Here is a 22632-nt window from a genome sequence, read left to right on the forward strand (position 1 = left end):
ATGTCCGGCAGGGTCCAGCATGGTTACAAAATCGCTGCCGCCAAATTGCTCCGGCGTTTTGACCGCGCCCAGAGCGGAGGGACATAGCCCTCTTCCTACTCTATCCCGGCCTTCAAGGCCTCACTCATCGGAATCTTATTGATTTTCTTTTTACTCACGGCCTTGGAAATCTGATACGTCAGCAAAACGATGATGAAGCCCACCAGGATGAACAGCGGGTTAAGCCGGACCGGAATCGTCATCTGCAGACTGGTCGAGAGGGTTTTCATCAAGGCGGTCACAGAGCCCATCAGGATGGGGATACCGAGGAGATAACCCAGGATAACCGGGAGAAGGTTGCTGTCAAGCAGCAGGGAATTGACTTCCTTTTTCTTGTAGCCGAAGATTTTGAAGAGGGAGATGACATTGCGGTTTTCTTCGATCACCAGCGAGGTGACGATATAGATGATGATTACGCCCAGGATAAAGGCGGTGACCGTCATGGTATAGACCAGGAGGCCAGTCTTGCTGATCATGTTCTTAATGCCGGCGACGATGGCATCCATCGATTTGGTGCTTTGGATCGTGCCTTGGGGGAAAGTCAGCTGCTCATCCGACCAGATTCCGATATAGGTATCGCCGGGAACCTTGAGCATGGCATTCAAATCCTCTAAAGGCATGAAGAGGAATTCACCGGCATAGGAGCTGGCGACCACATCGACCTTCAGGGTGTACTCTTTTAAAGTATCGTCGCTTACGACCTGCAGCTCGTCGCCGGCCTTGATCCCGAATTTGTCAGCGAGCATTTTCGTGGCGATGACCCGGTCCGGCCTTAGTTTTCCGCCCTGCAGATCCTCCAGTTTCAGCCGGGTCGTATCCGGTAGGGCACCGACGACGGCGAAGCTGTTGTTGCGGTCTTCTTTCAGAGTTACATAGACGGCATTGAACTGTTCCGTTCCGGCCAGCGGCTCGCCGCGATGGGGTTCAGTATAGACATATTCGTATTTTAAGTTATAGAGAGACTGAATGCCTTCCTTCAGCATATAGCTCAGTGAGCTTTGCAGGGTCAGGCCGTAGAGGAGGAGCACCGTGGCAATGATCACCCCAAATAGCAGGAAGCCGGTTCGGGAAAAGCTCCGGACTTGTTCTCTGATTTGGAACTTGGTCTTGAATTTGAAGCGATCGAGATTGAGGGACCTTTCCAGGAAGTTGGCTTTCTCGGACAGTTTACTGCCTTTCATCAGCTCGGCGGGCGTACGCCCGAGCAGTTTGGCAATGATTAGCCAGGCCGGGGGGCAGACCACCAGGAGCGGAATGACTATCCCGAAGAGCAGGGCCGGCCAATTATATTCAATCGCCGGCAGCGGCATGGGGAAGGCGACGAGCATAAATCTGAGCATAAATTTCATCAGGAACATGCCCAGCACAGCGCCTATCATTGCGCCATAGCCGGTAATAATCAGCGGAAACATCAGATAGTGGGAGAGCAGCTCCTTCTTGCGATAGCCCAGAGCGTATAAGGTGCCGATGACCGTGGATTCTCTCTGAATCATCCGCTTCAGCAGAATGCTCAGCAGGATACTGGTCAGGAGGATGATGGCCCCGGGAGAAACCTTGCTCATGATGCCCAGCACTTTCATCTCCATCCTGACCAGGGATACCTGGCTTTTATTCTCCGTACTCTGCCAGTTGAGGACCTGATGGCCGTGAGTCAGGAGGTAGCTTTTCAGCTCGGCTTCCTGCCGATGGATGTTATCCCGGTCATTGAACCTGACCGCATAAAAGTCGGATTTACCAGGGATTCCCTGCACGTTGCTCTTGCTGAGTACGGCAATGCCGAAGGCTTTGGCATTATTGATCAGCTCTTCTTTGGATTTGATCACATAGATATAATTGGGCAGCGCTGCCGTGCCGGCAACCCGGTAATCCCTACCGGCGATGCTCAAGGTGTCTCCGATCTTGATTTTGTTGTCACCGGCAAAGGTTTTGTCGAGGAGAATCGAGTTTTCATCCAGATCTTGGCCATCCAGGACGGCATGCGTGTTCAGCACATCGTTGCTGGAGAAAATTCTCAGGGTCTGCCCCGGTTTGGTTTCATAATCAATCACGCTGCTTTGCTCAAGCCGGGCGTTGAATTGGTTTTCCAGCTCCGGCAGATTGATTTCGGAATCAAGATAAAACTCAGCATCGGCCAGCTGATGTTCGGTGGTGAACGAGTCAAAGGCGGTCTGCAGATTGCTGGCCACCATAACCATGGTGACAAAAACCAGGCTGGCAATCAGGACCAGATAGAGGGCGCCGAGATAAATGCCCTTGTGTTCCAGCATCGTACGGTAAACCTTTTTCAGTAAAGGCATCACCAATCAATCCTTTCCGCGGAAATCGGTTCCGGATTGTCAAGAACTTCGGTGATCTCACCGCTTCTGACTTTGAATGTGCGATCGGCCATCCCGGCAATCGCCGCATTGTGGGTGATCATCAGGATGGTTGTGCCAAATTCCTTATTGATATCCTGCAGCAACTTCAAAACGCTTTTGGAGGTCTCAAAATCAAGGGCCCCAGTCGGTTCGTCGCAAAGCAGCAGCTTCGGATTTTTGACAATTGCTCTGGCGATCGCCACCCGCTGCTGTTCACCGCCCGAAAGCTCACGGGGGAAGCGTTTGCTTAAATCCGCCATATGCACTGCGGTGAGAACCCGGTCAATATCGATGGGGGACTTGCTGATATTGGCTACCACTTCGATATTCTCCCTGACGGTGAGATTGGGTACCAGATTATAATACTGAAAGATAAAACTGACATCTTCGCGCCGGTACTCTGTCAAATCATCATCACTCAAGCCAGTGATGGGGCGGCCGTCCACCAGAACCTGGCCGCTGTCCGCCCGGTCCACTCCGCCGATGATGTTCATCAGGGTGGATTTCCCGGAGCCGGAGGGACCCAGAATCACGCCGATGGAGCCTTTCGCCAGCTGCAGGCCGACGCCTTTCAGGACATCCTGGGTATTTTGTTCCGTTCTATAGCTTTTGTTTAGGGCTGTGACGTCAATAAACACATTAACACCCCATTCCGTTTTTTAAGAGCTCGATCACTTGGTTAATGGTGGCTTGGATTTCTTCATAGACCGAATCGCTCAGATCAAAGTTGTTTTGGGCCAATTTTTTGAAGACATAGTCATCAAACTGGCTGGTAACCCCCTTATAGAAAAGTGCGAGCATCTGATCATCCAGATCGCTCCGGACCGTGCCTCTTTGCTTGCCGGTAGCGATGAGCTGCAGGATATATTTATCCCCGATTTTCCAGAGCTCGTCGTTGATGGTTTGGGTCAGCCGGCCGAATTTTCCGGCCATGACATCCTGATAGAATAACGCCAGGCTGGTTTCGTGTTTGAGCAATTCGAAACGTCGGCGGCCATCCCTGAGCAGATAGTCAAAGACATCCATATCCTGCAAGGGGGTGTATTTATTGATCTCTCTCATGAAGTACTCCATGGACCAAGTGACCGCATACATAAAGAGCTCTTTTTTATCCTCGAAGTATTGATAGATGCTTCCCTTGGCCACGCCGGCGTTTTCCGCGATGGTTTCGACCTTGGCTTTCGTAAACCCGTTGGCGTGAAACTCACTGATCGCCGCCCGCACCACCCGCTCCTGCTTTTCTTCATCAAGCCTGAAAAATGTTTTCTTGGGCACTCAGCAGCACCGTCCTTTATTATTAATCAAAATGTGTGACCTTACAGTCATATTTTATGACTTATGAGTCATAAAATCAAGGGGTTTTGTTTAGTGTTTAATAAGTTGTGAAATGATCCAACATGACCACATTCCTCCTCGTAGGCAATTATTTCGGGTGGTCATGAATTTTACCCTTTGACTTTTCATCCTCTTTTTGTACTATCCTGCTTTGTTACAAGAGAGGCACCGGAAGCAGCTAATACCTTAATCTAAAAACAAATATAAAATTGATAATATCCTCGGTTATGGTATACTATAAATAAAGAGGAGCCATGCGCGAACATGACTCCAAGGTAACAGCCGCTTGAAGAGCGGTCGGCTAAAAGGTAAGTATACGGATAGACCGCAAACCTTTGGAACGGGGCGGTCTATTTCCGTCTATCGGAGGTAAGTAATAAAGCAACTAATGCTCCAAAAGAGATCATTAGTGTTAAAGCCTCATATACTTCCATGGCATCACCTCCCTTCGGAGGAATGCCGACCGCCCTGCAAGCCTTTTCTGCTACAAAATAATTATAGCATATGAGTGCTCTCAAGATAACGCCAAAAGAAGCTGTCCATATCATTTTGATATGCTCCCCTTTGAGTCAATGTCATTAAGTTAAGCAAAATAGAACGCTTACATCGATAAAGCAGATGTAAACGTTCTATTTTTATATTTTGCTAGTCATATAAAAAACACTTGACAAATAGTCAAAAATTTGCGGCTTCGCCCTTGAAATATAAAGTTTCGTGGGAGGAACGCATATGAAACCAACTGAAGTAAAAGAAATACTTTCACACATAATAAGAAGTCTATCAGATGATCTATCTAATTTTTTGCAAAATCCATCAAAGGACTTTACAAGGAATCGAAAACTATCATTTGAAACAATCATTAAAATGATGATTGGCATGGGTGGAAAGAGCTTATGTAAAGAAATATATGATTGGTTCGATTATGCAGAAGATACCGCATCTGTTTCTGCCTTTGTTCAGCAAAGGAATAAAATTTCATCTAAAGCTATGGAATATATTTTTAGAGAAATGGTTAAACAATGTGACGAGCATACTTTATTTAAAGGATATCGTCTTCTTGCTATAGACGGATCTGATATAAGATTACCTAAAAATAAAAATGACGATAATTCTCATATCAAAAATGACGAAAATACTAAAGGATATAATCTTCTTCATCTTGATGCTATGTATGATTTGATGCAACATATTTATGTTGATGCTTCGATACAAAGTAAAAAAGGTATGAATGAACATAAGGCTCTAGTATCAATGATTGAGAAATCTGAAACAACTGGAAGTGTTATTGTTATAGCAGATAGAGGATACGAATCTTTTAATAATATTGCCCATTTTCAAGAAAAGAATTGGAATTATATCATACGTTCGAAAGAATCCTACGGTATTAAATATGAAATTCCTGATAGTGATGAATTCGATAAAGAAACCACCATCACCCTTACTCGGAGAAAAACGAAAGATACAATGGCATTGATTAAAGAAAATCCTGATAGATATCGTTGGATTCAACCTCATACAACGTTTGATTACTTACTGCCTAGAGAAAACAAGATGTATGATTTGAAATTTAGAATCGTTCGATTTAAAATTTCAGATACCACTTATGAAACGTTATTTACCAATTTACCTGCCAATGAATTTCCTGCTGAAGTTTTGAAAGAATTATATAAAATGCGATGGGGTATCGAAACTTCATTCAAAGAATTAAAATATGATGTTGGATTAGCCAGCATTCATAGTAAAAAGCAAGATTTTGTACTTCAAGAAATTTTTTCGAAGTTAATTATGTATAATTTTGCAGCTTTAATATCTTATCAAGTAGAACATCCAAAAGATAAAAGAATCAATTTCGCTAAAGCTATACATTTTTGTTATCAGTATTTCAAGAGCAAAATTTCTGAAAGAAGTCTTTTGAAAATTGTGCAAAAGTTTATGTCTCCGATACGTCCTGGCAGAGTATTTGAAAGATATCAAAATATTAAAAATGCTGTCGGGTTTGCATATAGAATTTCTTAACAAAAACTCTTCATAACTACATGTTGTACAGATGGCTTATAACGTCATCTGCTTTTGGTATGTTTAAATCATAAAAATGGTGAACACTTATCATGGTGTTCACCATTTTTTGATACATTTACCTGCTCTTAATTACTTAACTTAATGACATTGACTCAAAGGGGAGCATATCACATTTCCACGGGCAGCTTCTTTTGGCTTAAAGGATTAACTCAATTTGGATATTTGCTTATTTTCTGGTCATGGACTGGTGGTCCAGCAGTCCATGACCATTTCCTTGTGCTATCTGTTCCGGAAGTGCAATTGACGAATGAGCAATCCGTTGTCGCACGCGGCTTCAAATGAGTTATTTTTCATTTTTATGATCAAGGTGCCTTGTAATAATAGACCAAATGGTCTATTATTTTATATATATGGCGTATCTAAGCTAGCAATAAAGGCGGTATCTAAGATGACCAAGAACCTCAAAGGCGAACAGTCCCGGTATAAAATCATCCGTTGTGCGGCGCGGCTGTTCTGGCAGAAGGGCTATAACGCTACCGGAATCAATGAGATTCTGACGGAAACCTGTTTGCCCAAGGGCTCATTTTATTTTTATTTTGCTGGCAAAAAGGACTTGGCTGTTCAGGTAGCCGCTTATTATGACCAAAAAATCAATGACTGGATTTCTAAAACTGCGGAAGGGAAGACGTGGGCTGATTTTATAACCGCCATCGTAACCGACATTATCGAGGGAGCCGAAAAGAAGCGCAATTACGGCTGCCCGCTGGCCGTGCTGGGGCTGGAGATCGCTTTCTCAGAGCCTGAGGTCGCAGTAAATTATGCTGAAGCCATGGAGAGAACGATGGATATCTTTGCCGATGTCCTGCGCTTTTCCGGGCTGGCCGGGGAACAGGCCGCCATTCTGGCCCAAAGAGCGTTCGCCGTTTATGAAGGGCATCTGCTGTTTTACCGGATCAGCAAGGACATCGAAGAGCTGAGACGAATGCACAGGGATCTTCTCGCTGTTGTAGAGATTTAAGCGGGAGTCTGGCATTGGCTGTTAAACACAGCCTTGGTCATAAACCAAATGAAGGAGTGGGATGATGAAAGAGAGAATCCGCGAGTACATTAAAAATCTGGGGGCAGATGACGTGGGCTTTGCTCAGGTTTCCGAGTACATAAGCCCCAATACCCCTAAGATCGAAACCTTTTTTCCTCGGGCTAAATCTCTGATCGTACTGGCTTATCGGGAGCTCTCCACCTGTGAGAGCATGGACCCGCTGCTGGCGATGAATGGCCGGCTGGACAAGAAAGAATTTGCCCGGGCCCACAGTTATCAAATTGCCCGCTATCTCGAAGACGAATTCAAGGCTAAGCTGCTCTCCATTCCGGATTCCTTTCCTCGCGGGGATGTGTCGGCGGTTTCTTTGCGCCATGCCGCCGTGGCTGCCGGACTGGGAAGTTTCGGCCGGCACAATCTGGTCATTCATCCGCGGTTCGGCACACGTGTTACCTTTACCGCACTGATTACCGATCTGGACCTGGTCTCAGATGAAAAAATCACGGAGAATTTCTGCAGCAGCTGCAATATTTGTGTCAAAAACTGTCCGGGCCAGGCCCTGGACGAGGAAGGGAAGACAAACATTGTCAAATGCCTTAAGGCCTCCCAGCCCTATTCTTTTATTTCCTATTTAGCGTTTATGGACCAATACATTGAAGCGGACCGAGAAGAACGCAAGAAAATGGCCAAGGGCTTTATGCCATACTATCAGGCGGCTTCCTATATCACGCAGTATTACTGTTTCAACTGTCTGAAGCTCTGCCCGGCCCGGTTGCAGTACTGATGCAGGCATGGGCCTGCAGCTCCCTTCGCTTTTTCATCACTTTGGCATCCGCCAATTGTGTGGTACAATTTTCCTGAAAAATGTGATACGGTTAATTGGAAAGCGGATAAGAAAGCTAACGGTTTTAAGCAGGTTATCAGAATAACCAGAGAGGACCGCTACGAAACCTCTGCCAAAATAGCGGACCAACTGAAAGTCAAGGCAGGAACCCATGTGGTGCTGGTCAGTGGGGAAAATTACCCCGATGCTTTGTCTGTCAGCAGCATTGAATTTGGGCTTGAGCAAACTTAACCTTGGGACGATGAACAATACGCAGAAGAGATAGAGTAGATTTTATCTGCTATTAAACACTTAGTTAAAAAGACACAAAACAATTCAACGCATTGTTTTGTGTCCTTTCTAATTCCTAATATAAGGGTATAGTATGACTAGTTATCTGATAAATATATAAAACAAATAGGAATAGGTGGTAATTCATATTGACTTTATGTTGCTGTTGTTATAGTATACAATGCATATACTAATTGTGTGTTGTTTTTAGAGTAACTCTTAAAGTCTGAGGAGTGAACTCCTTGAAGACATCCCAACTACGCATCAAGCTACCTAGAGTTCTTACACATGCTAGTACTTCATTATACTTATAATATACTCATACTTTCAAAGGAGTTTATAGAGGATGAAACATAATTTTGAGGAGTATATCAATCGAGTAGGAACGGAAAGTTCAAAATGGGATGCCTTCGAAGATCGCTTCCCTGGCTTAGATGCCAAGGGGTGCATCCCCATGTGGGTCGCTGATATGGATTTTAGAACTCCAGAGAAAGTGATTAATGCCATTGTGGAAAAAGCCCAATTTGGAATCTATGGCTATCCAAGACCTAAGGGCGACTCCTTCGATAAGGCGGTCATCGATTGGATATTGAAACGTCATGACTGGGAGCTTCGCAAGGAATGGATCGTTCCAACGGCAGGTGTGGTTCCTGCCATTACCTATGCGATTCAAGCGTTTACTCATGAGGGTGAGGGGGTCATCATCCAACCTCCTGTCTATTATCCATTTAAACAAACAATTACTAATAACAAACGAATAACCGTGGAAAACCCTTTAATATTGGATGATGAAACCTTAAACTACACCATTGATTTCGAGGATTTGGAATGCAAGGTTAAGGATCCAAATAATAAATTGTTCATCCTTTGTAACCCGCATAATCCTGTCGGACGGGTTTGGTCTGAAGAGGATCTAAGAAAAATTGGCGAGCTTTGCCTTGCCAACGAAGTCCTCATCTTCTCCGATGAAATACATTCTGACCTCATTTTAAAGGGGCATAAACATATACCTCTAGGAAAGCTGGATCCAAGATTCAATCAATACTCGATAACTGCCTACTCACCGAGCAAGACCTTTAATCTGGCAGGTTTCCAAGTTTCGGCAATTATTATCCCGAATGAGAAAATTCGTAAAAAGTACATCAAACAGCTTGATATCAATCAGGTGGGAAGCCTTAATATTTTTGGCCCCATAGCTCTAGAGGCGGCTTATAACCATGGAGAAGAGTACCTTGCTGAGCTACTTGAGCATGTCGAAGCTAATATCGACTATGCAATCGACTATGTAAAGAAGAATCTGAAAGGGGTTCGGATCCTAAAACCACAGGGGACCTATCTCGTATGGATAGATTTCAGAGGAACAGGACTTTCAGCCGATGAGATTGATGCTTTAGTGATTGAAAAGGCAAAAATTGCGGTCGATTTTGGACGCTGGTTTGGTAAAGAGGGAGCAGGCTTCCTAAGATTTAATTTCGCCTGTCATCGCTCCACCCTCGAAAAGGCTCTAACACAGTTAAAGTCTGCGCTCGAAACGTTATAATAGAAAAATAAAATGACACAGTATATAGGGGCAGCATGTTTCATTACAGCAGCAATCGTTGTTGGAATCCTGGGAGAAGAAACGATGGGAAAAGTATTAGAAGAAATCTCAGCATAAATGACTTGGTCAGTCTCTGGGGCTGTTTGCAAAACGGACAGAATAGTTCGTGAGCACCGCCCCTTTTTGTTTTCTAAAAAGACAAGTGCATCTACATTAGTAAATGTACTTGTCTTTTTATGGTGAATAATGATATGCTATTTGGAAAATGTTTTGTTAATTAGGAGTGATGAACATGGCTTTTTATTTTGAAGAACCTTCGCACACATTTGGAGAATATTTATTAGTGCCGGGATATTCTTCGGCGCAATGTGTCCCAACCCGTGTAAGTCTAAAGACACCCGTTGTAAAGTATAAAAAAGGCGAAGAATCTGCTATTTATATGAATATCCCTCTTGTATCTGCAATTATGCAAGCCGTATCCGATGATAAAATGGGAATTGCTTTGGCAAAAGAGGGTGGAATTTCTTTTATCTATGGCTCACAAACCATTGAAAGTGAAGCACAGATGGTAGCTCGTGTGAAGAGCTATAAAGCAGGATTTGTTATCAGTGACTCAAATATTAAACCAGACTCTACCTTGGCTGAAATTTTAACATTAAAAGAAAAAACAGGACATTCTACAGTTGCTGTAACCTCCGATGGTACGGCAACCGGAAAATTATTGGGTATTGTAACAAGCCGAGATTATCGTGTCAGCAGAATGTCGACTGAGACGAAGGTAACTGAATTCATGACCAAATTTGAGGATCTAATCTGTGCTGACGAAAAAACAACACTCAAAGAAGCTAATGATATTATTTGGGAGAATAAACTGAATACTTTACCTTTGATAGACAAAGAGCAAAAGCTAAAATGTATGGTATTTCGCAAAGATTATGACTCTAATAAAGAAAATGAAAACGAGCTTCTTGATAGCTCTAAAAGATATGTCGTTGGTGCAGGTATTAATACACGAGATTATGCAGAGCGTGTTCCTGCTTTAGTGAACGCAGGAGCGGATGTCCTATGCATAGATTCCTCTGAAGGGTTTTCCGAATGGCAGAAAATAACGATCGAATATATCCGTAAAAACTATGGTGACACGGTAAAAGTGGGTGCAGGAAATGTAGTTGACCGAGAAGGCTTTTTGTTTCTTGCCAAGGCAGGAGCCGACTTTATTAAGGTGGGCATCGGCGGTGGATCGATCTGTATTACTCGTGAGCAAAAAGGTATTGGTCGCGGACAAGCTACCGCACTGATAGAAGTTGCAAGGGCTCGTGACGAATATTTTGAAGAAACGGGTATTTATATTCCTGTATGCTCTGATGGAGGTATTGTTTACGATTATCACATCACGCTTGCCCTTGCCATGGGTGCTGATTTTATCATGCTTGGCAGATACTTCTCCCGATTTGATGAAAGTCCTACCAATAAAGTCAATATCAACGGTAGTTACATGAAAGAATACTGGGGAGAAGGCTCTAATCGTGCAAGAAACTGGCAACGGTATGACATGGGCGGAGATGGCAAGCTATCTTTCGAAGAGGGCGTTGATTCCTATGTTCCCTATGCGGGTAACCTTAAGGATAATGTAACCCTTTCCTTAAACAAGGTTCGTTCAACAATGTGTAACTGTGGTGTTTTAACAATTCCGGAATTACAAAAAAATGCAAGAATTACTCTAGTGTCTGCTACAAGTATTGTAGAGGGCGGTTCACACGATGTTGTTTTAAAAGATAGCAACATTATGGATTATAATAAGTAGCGATCCCTCTAAATATTGCAAATTGAGTTTAACCCGCCTAAATGGCGGGTTGGATTTTTTTATGTTCATCTCGTCCTCGAAGTTCGAATTGAGTGAATGGAGTTGAATTTACAGGATTTAGTTATATAATCTTGCTTATTAGGCTTTGCTTAATTGGTGGAAAAAAGGACGTATGTGTACAAATGGATGGAGTGTAATCAAACATGAATGGATCTAATTTTGAGACATTGCTCAAAAGTGCCAGAAAAATACCCCCAGTGCGAATCGCTATTGCTGGTCCGGCAAAATCTGAATTGCTTCAGGTCTCAAAACGAGTTCAAGATGAGGGCATCGCAGAACTTACCTTGATAGGAGATACTGCTTGGGTCATTCAATTAGGGGAGCGAGTGGGGTTAAACATTACGAAGGCTGAACTGATCCATGAAACGCAGTCAGATCTGACAGCGGCTCAATTAGCGGTAGAGGAGGCAAAAAAAGGAAAGGTCCAGCTTCTCATGAATGGATTTGTGAGTAGTAAGCATATGCTTCAGGCAGCAATGGATTTACAGACGGGAATCAGCACTTACCGCTTTTTTAGCCAGCTAACCGCTCTGGAGCTCCCGGGGTTCTCCAAGCTATTATTTATTGCAGATACAGGAATTCACTCTAGCCCTAGGGTAATGGAAACGCGTGATATCTTAATTAATACCTTAGAATATCTAAGGAAGCTCGGAATGGAAAAGGTGCGTATTGTTGTTCTAAAAGCAACACCTACTATTGAAATGGATGAATCTATACAAAAGGAAAAGAATTCTAGTGTTGAGATTCCGCACCTTATGGATTTGAAAGAGCGTTTTCCGGAACTTGAACTATTAGAACAAATGAGTATGGCGGAAGCCATGATAGGAGAGCCCCCTGATGTGTTTCTCACTCCGAGTGGGGAAGCAGGACAAGGGCTTAGTCAGGCTTTATGTGCTTTTGCAGGAGGGAAGGCGGGAAATATTATCTTAGGTGGAAAAGTTCCGCTCGTTCTTACAGCCAATAATCCAACGGAAGAGCATTTGTGGAGATCGATTTTAATGGCCTTACAACTATATGTCCTCTAAATGTAATACAATAAAGATAGAAGAGATTAGGTTCAAAGGGGGAGATAACATGACTGAAAATATTCGACGACGCACTGAGATGGAAGAGTGGGAACGTCTCTCTTCAGTCGCGGCCAAAAGTAGTGAGGCAATCCGGGAGCGAGAAGAAGTGGAATGTACGATTCGGACCAAATTTCAACGCGACCGGGATCGAATATTACACAGTAAGCCCTTTCGCCGGCTTAAGCATAAGACCCAAGTATATATCGCCCCGAGTGGGGATCATTATCGCACACGAATGACCCATAGCCTTGAGGTCGCTCAGATCTGCCGAACAATCGGCCGAGGTCTTCGCTTGAATGAAGACCTCATCGAAGCGATCGCCTTAGGGCATGATGTCGGACATACGCCCTTTGGACATGTCGGAGAAGAAGCGATTCGTAAGATTATTGGGCATTTCGAACATAATGAGCAATCGATTCGAATCTTGACTGTTCTCACTGGGGAAGGGAAGGGTTTAAACTTAACACGCCCTGTTCTGGACGGAGTCTTGAATCATACAGGATCTGGGGTGCCCTATACATTAGAAGGTCAGATTGTAAAAACGGGAGACAGGATTGCCTATCTCTGTCATGATTATGATGATGCTTTAAGGGCAGGGTTACTACATCCTGAAAACTTACCTTTAAACGTCATAAAAGTCCTTGGGAAAACTCCAAGCCAGATGATTACGACGATGGTTGTGGATATGATCGATTGTTCGCAGGAACAATTGAGTATTAAGCAATCAGATGAGGTTGCAAAAGCGATGCAGGAATTTCGTCGTTTTATGTTTGAAAGGGTATATAATAGTGAAACGCTCCGTGAGGAGCGCCTTAAAGGGGAATATGTGGTTCAGGCTCTATTTCATTATTACACAGAGCGGATGGAGAAGCTCCCTCCAGAGTATCTTACCTGGGCGAATGGGGATGAGAAAAGAGCAGCAGTTGATTACATCTCTGGGTTGACGGATAACTATGCGATTGAACTCTTTCAAAATTACTTTGTCCCGAGGCATTCTTCCTAATCTCAAATAAGAGATCCTCATTCGTCGACTAGAAATCTTGAAGCTCTCCATGTCAATTGGAAGTAGTTTACTCAATTATCTTGGAAAAGCAGTCGTGGCAAACGCACCAAAGTACTTTTTCTAATTCAGCAGGATATACGACATTTAGGATATGAGGGCACATACATTCAGTATTTTCGCTTTGACCACAGACATAACAGGACGAACAGACAAATGTTCTCTCTTGCTCCATCATAAGAATTCCCCTCCTTTATCTTTATTTACATTATGGTTCGGTACAAAGGTTGGTTCATCAAAGTCAACAGCTTAGAGGGAAATTGCTAAATGAAGTGAAAGACTTGTGGTTTGCTGTGAGCGATCAAAGGTTCTAAGTGAATGGGATGGCGAAAATGAAGGGGAACTCCTTATCTGCGTAAGGAGCTCCCCTTTATCAATGCTTGCATGAGGTTAGACATAACGTGTTAACATAGTCGTGGTGATAGGTTACTGCTTAAGAATTAAGCTCTCATTTCGCTTAACGGGGGTCGAGGTATCAAGCGATCCAAGGATGGCTACTGTCTGTTCTCCTTCTAGGAGAAATTCGACGCTTTTGACGTCTGGAAGGGAAGTAAGGGAATTAACGATACTATAGAGAACCATCTGCTCACCCGTTGCTCCACCTTGGAAATTATTTTTAAAGTTTTTGGAAAGATTAAGAGTAGCTATACCGTCTTTTATCTTAGCATCGAGTAGTTCTGTACCCTTGGGAAGCGGTGCGACCAACCCCGAAGGAGGAGTCGAGAATTCTTTAAATAAAGCACGGATAAGGTCTTGGTTTGTTACTGTAACTGTACGTTCTACCGGAACTAAGCCTGTAGCATCAGAAGTCGGGAAATACACGGTGACTTTGACTGAGGTGCTTGGGGTAGAAGGGTTAGAGCTTCCTGAGCCTGGTTCAGAGGCATTAGGTGTCGTAGTTGAGGGTGGGGTTGTCGATGGATTCGTGGAAGTTTTTGGCGTTCCACATCCTGCGACAAAGAGAGAGATAAGTAAAAATATTGAGATGACGAGGGTAAATCCCCGATGTTTACTAAGATTCATAGAAAAATCCACCTTTCCTGAATGTAAGCGTATCATTGTCATGATTTCGTACTATATATTGGTGTGCACTAAGTATATTTCATTTCATTCTAGCACGAAAAACCCCTAGGGGAAAGGCACTTCTCAAGTAGAAGTACTAATTCTACTCGAGTAACCCCTAATTCATGTATCCAATGGGGTATTTTACAAATAATAAGTCGAAATAAGGAGGAATTATATCAAGAGAGTAGAATATATATTGTACCTCAATAAAGTCAAAGTTTAAAGTAGTTTAAAAAGAGGATTCTAGAGTTTTTTGGCGAAGATTTCTATTAACAAGCTTGTAACAAGCTTGACAATCAGGCGAAATTATGTGTGTCAGGGGTGGCGAACAACAATCTGTGGATTACAGAATTCCTGAAGAAATCGTTGAAGAAGTTAGATTACGCTCAGATATCGTGGATACTATTTCCGAATATGTTCATCTTCAGCGTAAAGGAAAGAACTACTTAGGACTCTGTCCGTTCCATTCGGAGAAGACTCCCAGTTTTACAGTAACACCAGATAAACAGATCTTTTACTGTTTTGGTTGTCATACTGGTGGAAACGTTTTCTCTTTTTTAATGAAGAAGGAAAATTGGAATTTTGTCGAAACGGTGGAGAATTTAGCTCATAAGCACGGGATTGTTCTACCTGAAAAGGAGCTTTCGCCGCGAGAGAGAGAACAACAAACCCGTCGACGTCGTTGGGAAGAGATTCACGATTGGGCAACGGGTTATTTTCATGAGGTTTTGCTACACAGGCCAGAGGGAGAACATGGGCGGCAGTATTTTCAGAAGCGGGGAATTAATGAAGAAACGATCAAATCTTTCCGCTTAGGGTATGCACCTGACCGCTGGGATGGCTTGTTGGAAGCCTTAAGCATACGTGGAGTTAAACCCGAAGAACTTGCTGAAGCAGGCTTAGCTATAGAGCGAGAACATTCTGAGGGGAAATCCTCACACGGATTCTATGACCGTTTTCGTAAACGTGTTATTTTTTCAATCCTTGATCCGCGTCAGCGCACCATTGCGTTTGGCGGACGGGTGATTGATAATTCATTACCAAAGTACCTCAATTCGCCGGAAACAGCTTTTTTCAACAAGGGACATCATTTATATGGAATGCACCGAGCGCATCAGGGAATCCGTCATGAAGGATTTGCCCTGCTGGCTGAAGGGTACATGGATGTTATAGCCTTGCAAAAAGCTGGTTTTGAGAATGCGGTTGCTTCCTTAGGGACTGCGTTGACGAAAGATCAGGCTAGCCTTTTACGTCGCTATACGGGGCGGATCGTCATCGTGTATGATTCAGATCAAGCAGGGATTCAAGCAACACTCCGAGCGGGTGAAATTTTGCGGGATATCGGCTTCCGAGTGGATGTATTAAGCCTCGTCGGAGCAAAAGACCCCGATGAATATTTACAATCCCACGGAGTAGATGATTTCAGGAAGGCTTTAAGCCAAGCCGAACCCTATGTTCAATTCAAGTACCATATTCGTGTAAAGGCGCATCCCCCACAATCTGCTCCGGAGAAGCGCGAACTCGTGGGTGAACTGGCACCGGATATTATTAAAGTTCTGAGTCCTGTAGAAAGGGAAGGGTATGAGAGATTCCTAAGTTCAGAGCTCGGTCTGACCCTAGAAGCTGTACAACGAGAAATCGCGGGTCAGGACCGAAATTCTTCGAAAAGAACGCGAGAAGTTGAATATTCTGAACAAAAACAGGATATTTCTGTAAAAAACAGGGATAATATCAATAGGTGTGTAAATGCGAATCCATCAGGGATTTCAGTGCCTGATGGAGTATATCGTGCAGAGCGGATTCTTTTACGTCTTTTACTCGAACAGTTGATTCCCGTCTCCGAAGTGAAAGCTCAACTTGGAGAGGGATTTTGGAAAGTACCTCACCACCAACAAATATTTAATAGGATTGAAAACGTTCGTTTTATTGGAAATGCAAGCATACCGAGCGAGGAGTCGAATTCACTACAAAGTGAGATGGCAGAGCTCATGCTCGAAGAGATGGATTTATCCAAGCCAGAACGGCTTTTTCAAGACTGCATCCGACAAGTCCTTTCGATTAGGGAACAAGAAACAGTCGAAGAGCTTCAAGCTCGTATGGTAGATTTAGAAAAATCCGGCGATTTGGCAGGGGCGATGGCCCTGTTAAGAGAGATAGGAGAGCGGTTGAGAAGTGGCGAAAAGTAAGGTCATGAGCACGCAAAAGAAGAATCCGAAGGGAGGAGGGGAGTCTGTGAGTGATGAACAATTGAAAGTTGACGCGGTCAAGGAACTCGTTCAAAAAGGCAAGAAAAAAGGTTCCTTAACCTACCGCGAAATCATGGATACCCTCCAAGGAATTGAGCTCACAGCCGATCAAATTGACGAAGTCTATGAACAGCTTGGCCGGATGGGAATCGATGTGATTCCTGAAGCGGGTGAAGTTGAAGCCTTGGAAAAGACTACTGAGGATGATATCTCGGAAGAAGGGGATGAATCTGAGGGGGAAGAGGAGGTCGATGTAGACCTATCTATACCCGAAGGTGTAGGAATCGATGATCCAGTTCGGATGTATCTGAAAGAAATTGGACGTGTTCCCCTCTTGTCCGCAGAAGAAGAGATCGAGCTTGCGAAACGTATGGAACAAGGAGATGAAAGTGCAAAAAGGCGACTTGCTGAAGCGAATCTGCGTTTAGTTGTGAGTATTGCCAAGCGCTATGTCGGACGTGGGATGCTTTTCCTGGATCTCATTCAGGAAGGAAACCTAGGGTTGATTAAGGCGGTTGAAAAGTTCGATTATGTTAAGGGCTTTAAGTTCTCGACGTATGCCACGTGGTGGATTCGTCAGGCGATAACCCGTGCTATCGCGGACCAAGCTCGGACGATTCGGATCCCGGTGCACATGGTTGAGACCATCAATAAGCTTATACGCGTATCTCGCCAGCTCTTACAAGAACTTGGTCGTGAACCCATTCCGGAGGAAATTGCGACTCAGATGGACATTCCAGTTGAGCGGGTTCGTGAAATTATGAAGATCGCACAAGAGCCCGTCTCCTTGGAGACTCCCATCGGAGAAGAAGAAGACTCCCATTTAGGCGACTTTATTCCTGATGAGGATGCCCCTGCTCCTTCTGAAGCAGCTTCCTTCATTCTTTTGAAAGAACAGCTTGAAGAAGTTCTCGAAACTCTAACTCCTCGTGAAGAAAAAGTCCTCCGCTTGCGGTTCGGTTTAGATGACGGTCGTACTCGGACGTTAGAAGAGGTTGGACAGGAATTCGGAGTCACCCGCGAACGGATCCGTCAGATCGAAGCGAAGGCACTTCGGAAGCTTCGTCACCCGAGTCGGAGTAAAAAGTTGAAGGATTACCTTGAATAAAGCTTGACTACCTAATTCGAATCTCGTATAATAAACTCTGCGAAGGGCATTCCTCGATAGCTCAATGGTGGAGCAACCGGCTGTTAACCGGTAGGTTGTAGGTTCGAGTCCTACTCGGGGAGCCATTTTTTATTTTCCTTCTCGGGCCCATAGCTCAGCGGTAGAGCGGCCGGCTCATAACCGGTTGGTCCTAGGTTCGAATCCTAGTGGGCCCACCACCTTATTAATTATGGCCCGTTGGTCAAGCGGCCTAAGACACCGCCCTTTCACGGCGGCTACACGGGTTCGAATCCCGTACGGGTCACCAAACAACAGTACTAATATGTAATCAAATGTTCGAGATGTTCGATTACATGGAAGAATAAAGAGAGATCCTTCTGATTTATGTTCAGAAGGGTCTTTCTTTTATAAAGACGATGAAATTTGATCTAATGAAATATAAAGAGGCCTTCGTTCGGAGTTTCGCTCGGCTACTGTGATTAGTTGGTATAATAGTACCTCATTGTCTCAAGATTATGGCAAGAACCAATGCGTTAGGCCGTTTTCTCAGACGATAAAACTGATTTCATGCCCAGAGCATAAATAGACTTAAAGCGGATCTAGCCCAAGCTTCCAGATTCTCCTATTGTGCATAAGATAGATTGGCTAGAGTTTCTTTAAGAGCCGTGAAAGAAGGAGACAAATGAACGAGCAAAATATATTAAAAAAGGTTTTGGAAGTAATCCAAGGGTCTCTGCCTGTTTTGGATGGAACTATAAATAACAACTACGGTCAAGTTGACAACGGGGTTGTGAATTTAGTGGATGATACAGTGGATGAACAAGCAATAAAGAGGTTATCCGAAGATTTTGCAAAAGCTTTAAACGACCGGAATTTTGAGCGATTGGACGGCAGGGCGGAGTATCATCTTTATACAGTGGACCATCTCATAGAACTCATAAAGAACAATGATGAGCAAAACACTATAAGACTATTTAAAGAAAATAAAATTAAATCCAAGTATGAAGGTTGTGACTTTCTCTCGATTGCTTTTAGTGAGGACCAGGAGCAAGCTGAGGTAGCTTATGACGTAAGGATCTGTGTGGAAAGCGCTGATGCCAAATACTTTAAACAGCTAAACAAAAAGAACAATAAGGCCAATAGAATTTTCGGAGGAATTCCTTTTAGCACTACTTATACGCTAATAGTAAAAAAGGAGAAGGGGACGTGGAAGATAGACAAGTTTGAAGCTTCTGAGGAAAATATAAAAATGGGTACTGATTGATAGATTTCTTCTGGAGCTCAAAGAAAAAGCTGCATAAGGCGATATTAAGAGTAACCATTGAGATATATCTCAATGGTTACTCTTAATATTAGATAGATGTTACCACCACCAGCAACACCAGCTCCAAGTGCCATAACTGCTTCCAACTTTCGTACTGACTAATAAACCTTATGAAACAATCCATCATAATGACACTATATTCCAGCAGCGGGGGTGCCCTTGCGCAAGTAACCAAACAACACAGGAATGAATATTTTATAATATTCATTTATATCCAGTTTATAGAAATAACCATAAAGTTAAATAGAGCTGATAGGAGAATGCATATGTTTGGGAAATATCGATCTATGCCTCAACAGAATATGGGGTTTCAACAACCTTTTGGCCAGGGACAATTCCCTGGAGGTGATTTTTATCCCAGGATGGGCTTAGGACAACGTGGTTTTAAACCCTGGGGTGGTATGTCCCAAAGTGTAGGGGGGCAGGGTTTTTCCGCACCTGGTTATCCACCTAAAGTTTTTGGCCAGCAATACCCACAGCAAATGCCATCAGCGCAACTTCCCCCGTACCAAGGGTATAACCAAGGATATAACCAAGGATATAACCAAGGTTATATAGATCCAAAGCCGGTCAAACCAGAATGGGAAGGTCCTAAACAAGGCGGGATTAAAGGTTTCATCAATAATCTTATGACTAAACTAAAGAGGTAGTTATCTTGGTAGTTATTTTAGTGGAAAGAATGGAAGATGGAGTTGACTAACGGTAAAATCTATGGTATTTTCTTATAGCATAGAGTAAGGAAACATTTCGAACATTATGTCTACTTTTGTATAGACACACTCACCATCTATGATTAGTTCAAGCGAGATGTTTAGGCATCTCGCTATTGTATATTTAGGTGAGGTTCCATCTCTTAATCTTCCCGTTCGATTAAAGCCTGAAAGAATCAGACATACTGTAGCTAAAGGGCTACAGTTTTTATTTTAAGTATGAGCCGTTAATACTCCACCTGGAGTTAGCATTTCTAATAGAAGATTGAGAATCAAGAGGTGTATCAATGTCAGTATCAGTTAATCTAGGTCCACGTCTCCAATGTGTAGCGTCTTTTGTTCTGAAAAATTCATTGCTCGGAGACATCGGAACAGATCATGCTTATTTACCGATTTACCTGTGGGAGAATGGGGTTCTACGGCATGCAGTCGCTGTGGATGTTCATGATGGGCCGTATCTTTCAGCGCGTTCCTCTATCCAAAGCCGGCGCTTAGAATCTGTCATCGACGTCAGGTTCGGAGATGGTCTTAAGCCTGTTCAGCCTGGGGAAGTCGACACTTTAACCTTAGCAGGAATGGGTGGAAATACGATGCTCGAGATTTTTGCTGCTCGACCCGAGGTTATGGCTCAAGTACAGACTCTGATATTGCAGCCCCAAGGGGCTGAGGGAAAAGTCCGTCTGACGCTGCTACAAGCTGGATGGAAGCTCAAAGAGGAGCGACTTGTCGAAGAGGAAGGCCGAATCTACGTTGTGATGAATTATACGCGTGAGGAAGGATTCGTCTTTGAGGAATTACAGGGGAAAGTTCGGCAATGGGTTGGACGAGTAGGTAAAGAACAAGAAAAAAATCCAATCATACAGGAGATCATTGCAAAGTGGGTGTGGGAATTCGGACCTCTCGTTTTGGAGAACCCTATCCCTGAACTCAAAGTCCTGATTGAAGATCAAATCATAACCATTGCTAGAACGACTCGCGAAATGCAGAAATCAAGTCAACCGGAAGTTCAAGAGCGCATTCAACGACTCTATCTTACGAGCACATTATTGGAGGGAATGAAAAAATGCCTATTTCCGTCGGTTTAATCGCACAGACGATCGAGAAGATCGCCCCAAAGTCTTGGGCGGAGGATTGGGACAATGTAGGACTTCTTGTGGGGAATTTCTCAACTCCAGTCGAACGCGTTCTCCTGACATTAGATGCTACCCCTGACGTCCTCGAAGAGGCTAAGGATCTAGGAGCACAACTTATCGTAGCTCATCATCCCATCCTTTTTCGCCCGTTAAAAAACTTGCGTTCAGATAATCAAGCGGCACAACTCCCTATACAGCTCATTCAATCCGGAATTGCTTTTTATGCAGCACATACGAATTTGGACCAATCGATCCACTCCTCGAGTTGGACCTTAGGTACCTCTCTAGGACTGGAAAAAATGGACTATCTGAGCCTGACGGAGTCCGAGAGACTCATTAAGCTTGTTACCTATGTTCCCCAGACACATGCTGAGGTTGTCCGCCAAGCGTTAGTCACTGCGGGAGTTGGGGAAGGAGTTACTGATGGACCCCATGGCGCTAATTACTCAGAATGCTTCTTTGCCACTGAGGGAATCGGTATGTTTCGTCCTCTAGAAGGTGCAACCCCTTCCATTGGAGAGCTTGGGACACTCACCCGTGTGGAGGAGACTCGTCTAGAAAGTCTCATTCCAGAGCGGCTTATGGATCGCGCAGTAAAAGCTTTAAAGAAGGCTCACCCTTATGAAGAACCAGCCTTTGATTTGATTCCACTTCGTAATAGCGGACGCCCACGGGGGTATGGGGTCGTGGGCTACTTAGGTCAGTCAGAAAAATTGGGAGTACTCCAACGAAAGGTCCTCGAAAATTTAAATAAGCTCGCTTCGGAGGATATGAAGCAAGAACCCACAATTCGTGTGGCAGGGAATCCTGATCAGGTGATCCGTAAAATCGCCATCGTGAATGGAAGCGGAGGAAGCTTTATACAGAAAGCTCTATTTAAAGGAGCCGATCTGTTAATCACCGGAGATGTCGATCATCATGGAGCGTTAGACGCACTAGAAGCAGGACTGGCAGTTATGGATATCGGACATTTTTGGAGTGAAGTTCCAATGATTAAAACGTTAGCTGAGGTTTTGAAAGCAGAAAAAGGATTAGCAGAAGTTGAGTTTCTGATGAGCCAGAGGATGCGAAGCCCTTGGAGTATCTAACCTTTCATTTACTTCGAGAACTGAAGTGTTGAGATAATTCAAAATTTAGGACATTGACAAACAACGGTGTGTATTGTAATATTATGTCGAAAGGTACCCTTTATTTCTTTTTAATAATTATTTTAAAAGAGAAAATGTATTTTTCAATTAGGTGGTATGATTTTCTATTGAAGGCTGTGATTCGAGTCACAGTGTTGGAAACGAATCTTTGCTAGACTTACTAATAGAATTACGTCGAATTCTTAGTAGGAAATTTCAAAGGTCATATCTACAAACAAAGGTTGTTATCACGCCGCTTTTTGGGAATTTCCAAGCAGCAAATTTTTCCAAAAAATTTAAGTATATGGAGGTGTCATTATGAGTCGTTGTGAAATACTACATCAAGAGCGTGAACGAATTATGAAGCAATTGTCTATGGGTCCAGAAAATAGAGCAAAGTTACTTACAACTTTAATGGACATTGACGATGAAATGGAAGAATTACGCCAAACCAAAAACCAACTAAAACGCGCTTGAGATTTTAA

20 protein-coding genes and 3 tRNA genes are annotated in these 22632 nt (G+C 43.6%); 18 read left to right on the forward strand and 5 right to left on the reverse strand.

The window, feature by feature from the left end:
- Positions 1-95 precede the first annotated feature (95 nt).
- The 4 genes from ACZ42W_RS04115 to ACZ42W_RS04130 form a co-directional block, all read right to left on the reverse strand.
- Positions 96-2336, reverse strand: a complete 2241-nt coding sequence (locus ACZ42W_RS04115) for an ABC transporter permease (RefSeq protein WP_464168726.1) — start codon at positions 2334-2336, stop codon at positions 96-98.
- On the reverse strand, positions 2336-3034 hold the full coding sequence (locus ACZ42W_RS04120; RefSeq protein ID WP_464168728.1) for an ABC transporter ATP-binding protein: 699 nt from the start codon (positions 3032-3034) through the stop codon (positions 2336-2338). The genes ACZ42W_RS04115 and ACZ42W_RS04120 overlap by 1 nt, the downstream gene beginning before the upstream one ends.
- Position 3035: 1 nt before the next feature.
- A complete protein-coding gene (locus ACZ42W_RS04125) occupies positions 3036-3671 on the reverse strand; it encodes a TetR/AcrR family transcriptional regulator (protein ID WP_464168730.1) in 636 nt (211 codons plus the stop codon).
- A gap of 410 nt (positions 3672-4081) precedes the next feature.
- Positions 4082-4279, reverse strand: a complete 198-nt coding sequence (locus ACZ42W_RS04130; protein ID WP_464168731.1) for a putative holin-like toxin — start codon at positions 4277-4279, stop codon at positions 4082-4084.
- Between the two features lie 181 nt (positions 4280-4460).
- Here ACZ42W_RS04130 and ACZ42W_RS04135 point away from each other — a divergent pair, with 181 nt between their 5' ends.
- From ACZ42W_RS04135 to ACZ42W_RS04170, 8 genes are all read left to right on the forward strand, one after another.
- Positions 4461-5747 carry an IS4 family transposase gene (locus ACZ42W_RS04135; RefSeq protein WP_464168733.1) on the forward strand — a complete coding sequence of 429 codons (1287 nt, stop codon included), beginning with the start codon at positions 4461-4463 and terminating at the stop codon, positions 5745-5747.
- A gap of 451 nt (positions 5748-6198) precedes the next feature.
- The gene (locus ACZ42W_RS04140) at positions 6199-6768 is read left to right on the forward strand and encodes a TetR/AcrR family transcriptional regulator (RefSeq protein ID WP_464168735.1); all 570 of its coding nucleotides are present in this window, start codon (positions 6199-6201) and stop codon (positions 6766-6768) included.
- 61 nt (positions 6769-6829) lie between these two features.
- On the forward strand, positions 6830-7573 hold the full coding sequence (locus ACZ42W_RS04145) for a 4Fe-4S binding protein (protein ID WP_464168737.1): 744 nt from the start codon (positions 6830-6832) through the stop codon (positions 7571-7573).
- A gap of 57 nt (positions 7574-7630) precedes the next feature.
- Positions 7631-7864 carry a cell wall-binding repeat-containing protein gene (locus ACZ42W_RS04150; protein ID WP_464168739.1) on the forward strand — a complete coding sequence of 78 codons (234 nt, stop codon included), beginning with the start codon at positions 7631-7633 and terminating at the stop codon, positions 7862-7864.
- A 385-nt stretch (positions 7865-8249) separates the two neighbouring features.
- Positions 8250-9443, forward strand: a complete 1194-nt coding sequence (locus tag ACZ42W_RS04155; protein ID WP_464168741.1) for a MalY/PatB family protein — start codon at positions 8250-8252, stop codon at positions 9441-9443.
- A 292-nt stretch (positions 9444-9735) separates the two neighbouring features.
- The gene (locus ACZ42W_RS04160; RefSeq protein WP_464168743.1) at positions 9736-11247 is read left to right on the forward strand and encodes an IMP dehydrogenase; all 1512 of its coding nucleotides are present in this window, start codon (positions 9736-9738) and stop codon (positions 11245-11247) included.
- A 203-nt stretch (positions 11248-11450) separates the two neighbouring features.
- Positions 11451-12332 (forward strand): phosphate acyltransferase, encoded by an 882-nt coding sequence (locus ACZ42W_RS04165; RefSeq protein ID WP_464168745.1) that lies wholly within the window; start codon positions 11451-11453, stop codon positions 12330-12332.
- Positions 12333-12381: 49 nt separating this feature from the next.
- On the forward strand, positions 12382-13377 hold the full coding sequence (locus ACZ42W_RS04170; protein WP_464168747.1) for a deoxyguanosinetriphosphate triphosphohydrolase: 996 nt from the start codon (positions 12382-12384) through the stop codon (positions 13375-13377).
- A gap of 483 nt (positions 13378-13860) precedes the next feature.
- On the opposite strand, the gene ACZ42W_RS04175 is transcribed toward ACZ42W_RS04170, so the two are convergent.
- The gene (locus ACZ42W_RS04175) at positions 13861-14457 is read right to left on the reverse strand and encodes a GerMN domain-containing protein (protein ID WP_464168748.1); all 597 of its coding nucleotides are present in this window, start codon (positions 14455-14457) and stop codon (positions 13861-13863) included.
- A 350-nt stretch (positions 14458-14807) separates the two neighbouring features.
- On the opposite strand from ACZ42W_RS04175, the gene dnaG reads away from it, so the two are divergent.
- The 10 genes from dnaG to ACZ42W_RS04225 all read left to right on the forward strand — a co-directional run bounded on the left by dnaG (position 14808) and on the right by ACZ42W_RS04225 (position 22624).
- Positions 14808-16685 carry a DNA primase gene (dnaG, locus tag ACZ42W_RS04180; protein ID WP_464168750.1) on the forward strand — a complete coding sequence of 626 codons (1878 nt, stop codon included), beginning with the start codon at positions 14808-14810 and terminating at the stop codon, positions 16683-16685.
- Positions 16672-17853, forward strand: coding sequence for an RNA polymerase sigma factor RpoD (gene rpoD / locus ACZ42W_RS04185; protein WP_464168752.1), 1182 nt, complete (start codon positions 16672-16674; stop codon positions 17851-17853). The genes dnaG and rpoD overlap by 14 nt, the downstream gene beginning before the upstream one ends.
- Positions 17854-17903: 50 nt before the next feature.
- Positions 17904-17978, forward strand: a tRNA-Asn gene (locus ACZ42W_RS04190).
- An 18-nt stretch (positions 17979-17996) separates the two neighbouring features.
- Positions 17997-18071, forward strand: a tRNA-Ile gene (locus ACZ42W_RS04195).
- A 13-nt stretch (positions 18072-18084) separates the two neighbouring features.
- Positions 18085-18160: transfer RNA gene (locus ACZ42W_RS04200), tRNA-Glu, on the forward strand.
- A gap of 375 nt (positions 18161-18535) precedes the next feature.
- Positions 18536-19117 carry a hypothetical protein gene (locus ACZ42W_RS04205; protein ID WP_464168753.1) on the forward strand — a complete coding sequence of 194 codons (582 nt, stop codon included), beginning with the start codon at positions 18536-18538 and terminating at the stop codon, positions 19115-19117.
- A gap of 326 nt (positions 19118-19443) precedes the next feature.
- The gene (locus ACZ42W_RS04210; RefSeq protein ID WP_464168754.1) at positions 19444-19827 is read left to right on the forward strand and encodes a hypothetical protein; all 384 of its coding nucleotides are present in this window, start codon (positions 19444-19446) and stop codon (positions 19825-19827) included.
- A 347-nt stretch (positions 19828-20174) separates the two neighbouring features.
- Positions 20175-20972, forward strand: coding sequence for a tRNA (adenine(22)-N(1))-methyltransferase (locus tag ACZ42W_RS04215; protein WP_464168756.1), 798 nt, complete (start codon positions 20175-20177; stop codon positions 20970-20972).
- Positions 20951-22108 (forward strand): Nif3-like dinuclear metal center hexameric protein, encoded by a 1158-nt coding sequence (locus tag ACZ42W_RS04220; protein WP_464168758.1) that lies wholly within the window; start codon positions 20951-20953, stop codon positions 22106-22108. Before ACZ42W_RS04215 ends, ACZ42W_RS04220 begins: the two co-directional genes overlap by 22 nt.
- Before the next feature lie 357 nt (positions 22109-22465).
- On the forward strand, positions 22466-22624 hold the full coding sequence (locus tag ACZ42W_RS04225) for a hypothetical protein (RefSeq protein WP_464168760.1): 159 nt from the start codon (positions 22466-22468) through the stop codon (positions 22622-22624).
- Positions 22625-22632: the final 8 nt, after the last annotated feature.

The organism is Desulfitobacterium elongatum, from assembly GCF_055378975.1.

Coding starts and splice junctions, on each gene's coding strand:
- ACZ42W_RS04215 (WP_464168756.1), top strand. CDS start 20,175: ATGTCAGTATCAGTTAATCTAGGTCCACGTCTCCAATGTGTAGCGTCT.
- ACZ42W_RS04170 (WP_464168747.1), top strand. CDS start 12,382: ATGACTGAAAATATTCGACGACGCACTGAGATGGAAGAGTGGGAACGT.
- ACZ42W_RS04140 (WP_464168735.1), top strand. CDS start 6,199: ATGACCAAGAACCTCAAAGGCGAACAGTCCCGGTATAAAATCATCCGT.
- ACZ42W_RS04155 (WP_464168741.1), top strand. CDS start 8,250: ATGAAACATAATTTTGAGGAGTATATCAATCGAGTAGGAACGGAAAGT.
- ACZ42W_RS04225 (WP_464168760.1), top strand. CDS start 22,466: ATGAGTCGTTGTGAAATACTACATCAAGAGCGTGAACGAATTATGAAG.
- ACZ42W_RS04165 (WP_464168745.1), top strand. CDS start 11,451: ATGAATGGATCTAATTTTGAGACATTGCTCAAAAGTGCCAGAAAAATA.
- ACZ42W_RS04135 (WP_464168733.1), top strand. CDS start 4,461: ATGAAACCAACTGAAGTAAAAGAAATACTTTCACACATAATAAGAAGT.
- ACZ42W_RS04130 (WP_464168731.1), bottom strand. CDS start 4,279: ATGATATGGACAGCTTCTTTTGGCGTTATCTTGAGAGCACTCATATGC.
- dnaG (WP_464168750.1), top strand. CDS start 14,808: ATGTGTGTCAGGGGTGGCGAACAACAATCTGTGGATTACAGAATTCCT.
- ACZ42W_RS04220 (WP_464168758.1), top strand. CDS start 20,951: ATGCCTATTTCCGTCGGTTTAATCGCACAGACGATCGAGAAGATCGCC.
- ACZ42W_RS04205 (WP_464168753.1), top strand. CDS start 18,536: ATGAACGAGCAAAATATATTAAAAAAGGTTTTGGAAGTAATCCAAGGG.
- ACZ42W_RS04175 (WP_464168748.1), bottom strand. CDS start 14,457: ATGAATCTTAGTAAACATCGGGGATTTACCCTCGTCATCTCAATATTT.
- ACZ42W_RS04210 (WP_464168754.1), top strand. CDS start 19,444: ATGTTTGGGAAATATCGATCTATGCCTCAACAGAATATGGGGTTTCAA.
- ACZ42W_RS04145 (WP_464168737.1), top strand. CDS start 6,830: ATGATGAAAGAGAGAATCCGCGAGTACATTAAAAATCTGGGGGCAGAT.
- ACZ42W_RS04115 (WP_464168726.1), bottom strand. CDS start 2,336: ATGCCTTTACTGAAAAAGGTTTACCGTACGATGCTGGAACACAAGGGC.
- ACZ42W_RS04160 (WP_464168743.1), top strand. CDS start 9,736: ATGGCTTTTTATTTTGAAGAACCTTCGCACACATTTGGAGAATATTTA.